Origin of the sequence: Metabacillus sp. YM-086, from assembly GCF_048059995.1 — a bacterium.
GTDB lineage: Bacteria > Bacillota > Bacilli > Bacillales > Bacillaceae > Metabacillus > Metabacillus litoralis_B.
Window position 1 is genome coordinate 31,662 of sequence record NZ_JBLUOI010000009.1, and the last position, 6,151, is coordinate 37,812.

At 35.9% G+C, this 6,151-nt stretch carries 12 protein-coding genes; 5 read left to right on the forward strand and 7 right to left on the reverse strand.

The features are described from left to right. Nucleotides 1-306: 306 nt before the first annotated feature. From ACEWK1_RS05990 to ACEWK1_RS06015, 6 genes are all read right to left on the reverse strand, one after another. Nucleotides 307-561: a stage VI sporulation protein F gene (locus ACEWK1_RS05990; protein ID WP_098799451.1), complete on the reverse strand. Its 255-nt coding sequence runs from the start codon at nt 559-561 to the stop codon at nt 307-309. Nucleotides 562-756: 195 nt separating this feature from the next. Next, a complete protein-coding gene (locus ACEWK1_RS05995; protein ID WP_121664755.1) occupies nt 757-876 on the reverse strand; it encodes a YjcZ family sporulation protein in 120 nt (39 codons plus the stop codon). A gap of 90 nt (nt 877-966) precedes the next feature. Next, nucleotides 967-1,176: a hypothetical protein gene (locus ACEWK1_RS06000; protein WP_212136163.1), complete on the reverse strand. Its 210-nt coding sequence runs from the start codon at nt 1,174-1,176 to the stop codon at nt 967-969. Beyond that, nucleotides 1,151-1,879, reverse strand: a complete 729-nt coding sequence (locus ACEWK1_RS06005; protein WP_212136162.1) for a DUF421 domain-containing protein — start codon at nt 1,877-1,879, stop codon at nt 1,151-1,153. The genes ACEWK1_RS06000 and ACEWK1_RS06005 overlap by 26 nt, the downstream gene beginning before the upstream one ends. A 139-nt stretch (nt 1,880-2,018) precedes the next feature. Next, nucleotides 2,019-2,144: a hypothetical protein gene (locus tag ACEWK1_RS06010; RefSeq protein ID WP_255301696.1), complete on the reverse strand. Its 126-nt coding sequence runs from the start codon at nt 2,142-2,144 to the stop codon at nt 2,019-2,021. A gap of 190 nt (nt 2,145-2,334) precedes the next feature. Then, on the reverse strand, nt 2,335-2,685 hold the full coding sequence (locus tag ACEWK1_RS06015; RefSeq protein WP_212136161.1) for a DUF1360 domain-containing protein: 351 nt from the start codon (nt 2,683-2,685) through the stop codon (nt 2,335-2,337). A 334-nt stretch (nt 2,686-3,019) separates the two neighbouring features. Between ACEWK1_RS06015 and ACEWK1_RS06020 the strand changes: the two genes are divergently transcribed. The 5 genes from ACEWK1_RS06020 (at nt 3,020) to ACEWK1_RS06040 (ending at nt 5,694) form a co-directional block, all read left to right on the forward strand. Continuing rightward, nucleotides 3,020-3,436, forward strand: coding sequence for a spore coat protein (locus tag ACEWK1_RS06020; RefSeq protein WP_121664751.1), 417 nt, complete (start codon nt 3,020-3,022; stop codon nt 3,434-3,436). Between the two features lie 77 nt (nt 3,437-3,513). Continuing rightward, on the forward strand, nt 3,514-3,795 hold the full coding sequence (locus ACEWK1_RS06025; protein WP_098799445.1) for a hypothetical protein: 282 nt from the start codon (nt 3,514-3,516) through the stop codon (nt 3,793-3,795). 93 nt (nt 3,796-3,888) lie between these two features. Continuing rightward, entirely contained in the window at nt 3,889-4,377 is a 489-nt protein-coding gene (locus tag ACEWK1_RS06030; RefSeq protein WP_121664749.1) for a spore coat protein, read from the forward strand. Nucleotides 4,378-4,666: 289 nt separating this feature from the next. Continuing rightward, the gene (locus ACEWK1_RS06035; protein WP_212136160.1) at nt 4,667-5,152 is read left to right on the forward strand and encodes a CotY/CotZ family spore coat protein; all 486 of its coding nucleotides are present in this window, start codon (nt 4,667-4,669) and stop codon (nt 5,150-5,152) included. A 140-nt stretch (nt 5,153-5,292) separates the two neighbouring features. Beyond that, entirely contained in the window at nt 5,293-5,694 is a 402-nt protein-coding gene (locus ACEWK1_RS06040; protein WP_121664747.1) for a CotY/CotZ family spore coat protein, read from the forward strand. Between the two features lie 127 nt (nt 5,695-5,821). Here the strand turns inward: ACEWK1_RS06040 and ACEWK1_RS06045 are convergent. Continuing rightward, nucleotides 5,822-6,151: hypothetical protein (locus tag ACEWK1_RS06045; RefSeq protein WP_416635763.1), on the reverse strand; the 330-nt coding region annotated here is incomplete at its 5' end.

The window sequence follows — 6,151 nt, forward strand, 5'->3', positions numbered from 1 at the left end:
ACATTTCAATTGCTTTCTCACTCTGGTTTGTCGTTCATCAGCCTTATGAACGACATTTCAATTGCTTTCTCACTCTGGTTTGTCGTTCATCAGCCTTATGAACGACATTTCAATTGCTTTCTCACTCTGGAATGTCGTTCATCTACCTTATGAACGACATTCCACTTGCTTTTTCCCTTTCGTTTGTCGTTCAAGTCTACTTATTCCCTTCAACTTGTCCTTCATACCACAAATAATAAAGAAAAGCAGTCCATAATTATTCGGACTGCTTTTCACTGTAACTATGAATCTCCAAACCTAGTTATGTTATTTTTTATTCATCATTTTGGCAATTGTGTTAAAGTCTAGCTTTTCTTTACCATTTACGATGGAATTAACAATTTTATCTTCCATTTCTTTATTTACTGGTTTATTTGCTATTCTAGATACTTGTTGGATGACACCGCGAACTGTTTTTTCGTCTTTAAAGTTTGCACCTTGTAAAGAGTTAGCTAAAGAAAAGATATCATTCATGTTTACGCCAGTTTTGCCTTCAAGGTTTTTAAAGAATTTGCTATCCATTTTCCCGCCTCCTTAATTCATGATATATACTATGGACTTAATTTAAAAATGTGATTGAATTTCAAATTTCTTTTGGGCTACTGTGATTTTTCCAACAGTGTCCTCACCTTGGCCCGTCACCGAAAAAAACACACCCAAAAATGACAAAAGTACGAGCAAGAGTGCTCATACTTTTATCCTTACATCTTTTTAAGATTAGTTGTAATAAGAAGCACCAACAATAATTAAAAGGATGAACAATACAACGATTAATACGAAAGTGCTACCACCACCGTAGCTGCCACCGCCGTATCCGTAACCATAGCCGTAACCCATGCGCTAAGCACCTCCTTTACCTAACTTCTCTACATCATATGTAAAGGAAGGACTTTTGGTTGGACTAATATACATAATTGAAAAGTTTAATTATTTCGCCCCTGCTTTTCCGCTCATCCATTTTTCCATCTGTGATGCAACCATTTCCATCTTTTGCTCAAATTCATCAGCTGTATTATCTAAATTAGTTAATTGCTGATCAACGTTATCATATCTATTGTCTTCATTCCTCTGAATAGAATCATGCTTTCTTAATTTTGATTCCATCCACCGTTCAAAGAGTTGTTCCATAATATCCATTTTTCTCTCCTTCCTTCTCAAGATGGTCATCAAAATAATCAACATATAATTGACCATCTGAGCCAATTTGTCCAAGGAATATATTTGCTACCTGACTATTTTGGGATTGTAGTTTTGATTTGATCCAAGCAATGCTATAACCTGCAGAATAAATGGTTTCTGGTAAGAACTTTCCATCCATGATAACCGTAAGAGGTTTTACCACCTCTGGTCCCTTTCCGAAAAAATCCTCCCATTTTGTTGGTTGTTTTTCTTTTTTCAGTAGCACACTTAATTGTCCACTTGTTTCCAAAACAGCAAACTCTACATCTGAGACTTGAAAAATATCTTTTTTCCTGAGTTGTTCAAGTAAGTCATCCGTACTATATTTTTCTCTCTTCATATTTTTCTCTAAGATCTTTCCACCTTGTATAAAAGTGGTTGCCTTCCCCTCCACTATGTCTCTAAATTTCTTACTTCTAAGTGATAAAGTAGAAATAATAATAGGAAATAAAGCCCAAATTAATATTGATATAAGTCCGTTTACAACATTTAATTCAACATCCATCGTAATGGTTCCAGCAATATCACCAACTGTTATGCCAACAATGTATTCAAAAAACGATAACGCTGATAGCTGCTTTTTCCCGAGTAATTTTGTAATAAAAAATAGACCTAAAATAATGAGTATTGATCGTATAATGACCTCTGTCCAGCTTGGCATGTTGTTTTGCTCCTCGTTTAGTCTTATAAGCCTCATTATTATTTATTTAAATCTGTAAAAATATGTAATATAAAAGGAGCACTTGAAAAATCAAGTACTCCCTTGTTATAAAACTGAAAAAGAAGCTGAAACGGAACAGTTAGACGCGTTTCTTTTTCTTTCCGCAACCGCAGCCACTTTTTTTAACTTTTTTTGGTTTGGAAACAGATACAGATTGGTTGGAATTAGTTGGTCTTCCGGAAGGATTCAAGTTAGCCTTTTTCATGTTATATCCCACCTTCCTATAAAAAATTCTTTATCTTAGGAGCACACCTTCAATATTCATTAGCTGATTGAAAATTGATTACAGCTTGTTAAGGAGGATTATTCGTAAAATAGAGCATATCTTCCTGAAATTTTTCAGCTTCTATATCTCATTTTATGTGTTAATTTCTATTTGTTTCTAAGGGTATTGCCTAATCTATAATTCTACTGAGAATTGATTCTATAATTCCGGCTACTCCAGCAATGGCTAAAATCATTATGAGTGGCTCTGCCCCTTGAGGCCAAACCCACCATATTCCGTATAAAAATGCCGTACACCATACACCTGTACACCAATAACAGCTCAAAAGCTCGCCAATCCATGCCCGTAATCCTGATCCTTTTATTTCAATATAAATCTCATATTCACCATTATCATTCATCTCTTCAACTTCACGATGGAAAGGTTTACGAATAAAAGCAGTAATTTTGTCAAACACAAGTAATCTAGTTAGTCGAAAAGCTGCAAAAGCCAGGATGATGAATTGTAGCCAGGTTGTCATTTCCCCCCACCTCTCAAACAATATCTTTATAAATTATGAAAGTATTTTTCTTTTATGTATGTGTACAAGTTACCCATTGAATTTTTTCTGACATGAGATTTGTCCGATAATGATTTAACGACTCAATATATTTGTCCATCAGCTTTTATCTGAAAAATGGGTTCAAACCTGTATGTTTGACCCATACAAAAGACAGTGCATCTGCATTATATACAATTAAAAGGAAATCACGGCTTAACACACGATTTATGATCCTTCCCTCGGCGTCCTTATCGTTACGGTTAAAGGTCGTGGTTTCCTTTTAACCTCTTATTGATGAAAGGAGTGAGTTTTAATGACAACTAGATGGTCTGCATTAGATGACTGCAAATGCAAACACGAAGATGCAACACAAGATGCTGTTCAAGTGAACGAAACCATTCAAGCTTCAGAAGAATATATTTTCATTAAAGACTCTTGCAATATTGAAGTGACTTCAACTGATACTCAGGTTGCTGTTTCATTACAAGCAGCAATTCAAGTAGCTATTGCCTTGGTAATCAATTTAACAATTGCTGATAGCGACCGCGCAGAGCAAGTAACTCAACAATTGCTTCAAAGCTCTGTTATTAAGCAAGCAAACAAACAAAAACTCATTATCGAAAACTCTCGCGATGTAAAAATCACAACAACTGATACAGATGTTGCAATTTCTCTCCAGGTTCTTATTCAAATTTTACTAGCATTGCTAGTACAAATTGACATCCTTTAATCAATCTGAATGAGGAAGAATTGTTTTGGGCGGCTGGGATTTCCCCCTTACCCATAATGAAATTGGAGGTGAACACATTGTCTAATGAAAAATTAAACCTACAGGATATTTCTTCTTCTATGATGCAGCTATTTGTTCAAGATGTTTTTAATAAGAACAATATTTCAGAAGAAAACAAAAAAACGTTATCTGAAGATCAAAAAGAAAAGCTAAGAAAAGTAGTAGCAGATCTTCAAGCACAAGTAGACGAATTTGTGAAAAATTCCAAAGAAAAGAAAGAGGAAAAGCCTGCAGCAGAAGAAGCACCGAAAAACACAACACTACGTGACATGATGAAAAATAGAAAAAAAGACAAATAAACTAAAAATGGGTAAAAACACCAAGATGTTTGTCTTATACAAAAATCAATTCTAGACATTTAATAATAGTAAATCGAAAGGAGGAATTAGAAAATGCAAGCAAAACCATATGAATGGGTAGCATTAGACCGTCATTCTTGTCATCCAACAGACTGTTATTCTAACAACGAGGTGGCTGGAGCTCAAACTGGTAACTTTTTTGATGACGATGCAACAGTTTCACAAAACGCTGCACAAGTTAGCGAAACAGAACAAATTTCTTCTGAAACAATCATTGTAAGAGATTCTTGTGATATTGATATTACTTCAACAGACACTCAAGTAGCTGTTTCTTTACAAGTTGCACTTCAAGTTGCGATCGCATTAGTTATTAACTTAACAATCGCTGACAGCGCTCGTGCAGAGCAAGTAACTCAACAATTAATCCAACAAGCTGATATGAAACAATTAAACAAACAAAAATTAGTCATTGAAAATTCTAAAGATGTAAAAGTTAAAACAACTGACACAGACGTAGCAATTTCTCTACAAGTTCTATTACAAATCTTAATCGCATTAGTTGTGAACATCGACATTTTCTAATGAACTAAGAAGCAGGGGACACCCCTGCTTTTTTTATGTGACATGCCCATTTACGATCTATATCCGTATGTCTTTTCTTTTTTCCCTTTACCTAATAGCCAGACTTTATTTTCTTCTATTATATATCTTGCTCTGTTGCCAAATGCAGACAAACCATACATACCATTCACCTAAATTCTTTCCCAATGAATTCATCTCAAACTAGACGATTACCCACACCAACTAGTCATTACCCACATAGTCTGTTAAGGACTAAAGTCAATAAATAAAATTAAGGAGATGACTATTAATGGGTTGCAAAGATAAAAGAGACAGAGATAACAATTGCGTATGTGATGCGGTAGAACAAATTTTAGCTGAACAAGAAGCAGTAGAAGAAATCACTTGCCCTACAAGCTGCTACAGCAATTTACTAGGCCCTGTCGCTGGTCCACAAAGAGATACAATTCCTTTCATCCTTTATGGAAAAAAAGGTGAACTCTTTAAAGCATTCGGTAATGTTGGTGGATTCACTGGAGACATGACTTGTTTCCAAACAATCTTCTTCCGCGTTGAAAGTGTAGAAGATTGCTGTGCAACATTATCATTACTTCGCCCAGTAGACGTTGATGGCAATACGCTTAGCGTATGTAATCCTTGTGACGAAGACTTCTTCGGTCTTGAAAAAACTGATTTCTGTATCGAAGTAGACCTTGATTGCTTCTGTGCAATTCAATGCCTATCACCAGAATTAGTTGACCGTGTTGCTGACGAAAGAAAAAAACACCACAGATAAATGTAGATAGATAGACTGCTGTTTTATCAGCAGTCTTTTCTTTTTTATGTCCCTACTACATAAATAGGCGCTTTCCCTAGAACGTTCTTGTACCTATTTTCTTATACTATCAATAAGAACGAATAACAGGAGGGAAGATAATGAAAGATCATTGTGTATGTGATGCAGTTGAAAATATCTTAAATCAACAAAAAGCCGTTGAGGACGAAAAATGCCCTACAAGCTGTTATAGCAATCTTCTAAACCCTGTCAAAACGCTTGGAGATACAATTCCTTTTCTTCTTTTAAATGAAAAGGGTCAGCCATTTCAAGCCTTTGGTAATGTCGGCGAAAATTGCTTTGAAACGAATTTCTTTCGTGTAGAAGGTATTCATGATTGCTGTGCAACACTAAGACTCTTACTTCCACTTGATTGCCATGGCCACCTTGCAAAAGAAATTTGTGACGTGAAAGAATTAGTGAAAACTAGAAACTGCGTAGAGGTCGACCTTTCTTGCTTCTGTGCGATTCAATGTTTATCACCTCGCTTAATTGCTGGATAAGACTTTTTCATTCATAAAAAGTTTGCTCTTATTGAGACATAGTTTAGCTCGAAGCCTGAAGCTATGTCTCTTTTGTTTTTTTTATGAGGTAGGAGACCCTGCTGCGGTGCCTGATTCTTGTCTTGATTTACTTTGACTTTGTATTGAGACAGAAGATCTTCTCTGTACATGTTTTATGTCTCGATTCTCTTTGTATCGGGACATAAACTCTTCTCTGTACTTGTTTTATGTCCAGATTCTCCTTGTATCGGGACAGGAACTCTTCTCGGTACCTGGTTTCTGTCCCGATTCTCCTTGTATCGGGACAGGAACTCTTCTCGGTACCTGGTTTCTGTCCCGATTCTCCTTGTATCGGGACATAAACCCTTCTCGGTACCTGGTTTCTGTCCCGATTCTCCTTGTATCGAGACATAAACCCTTCTCTGTACTCGTTTTCTGTCCCGATTCTCCTTGTATC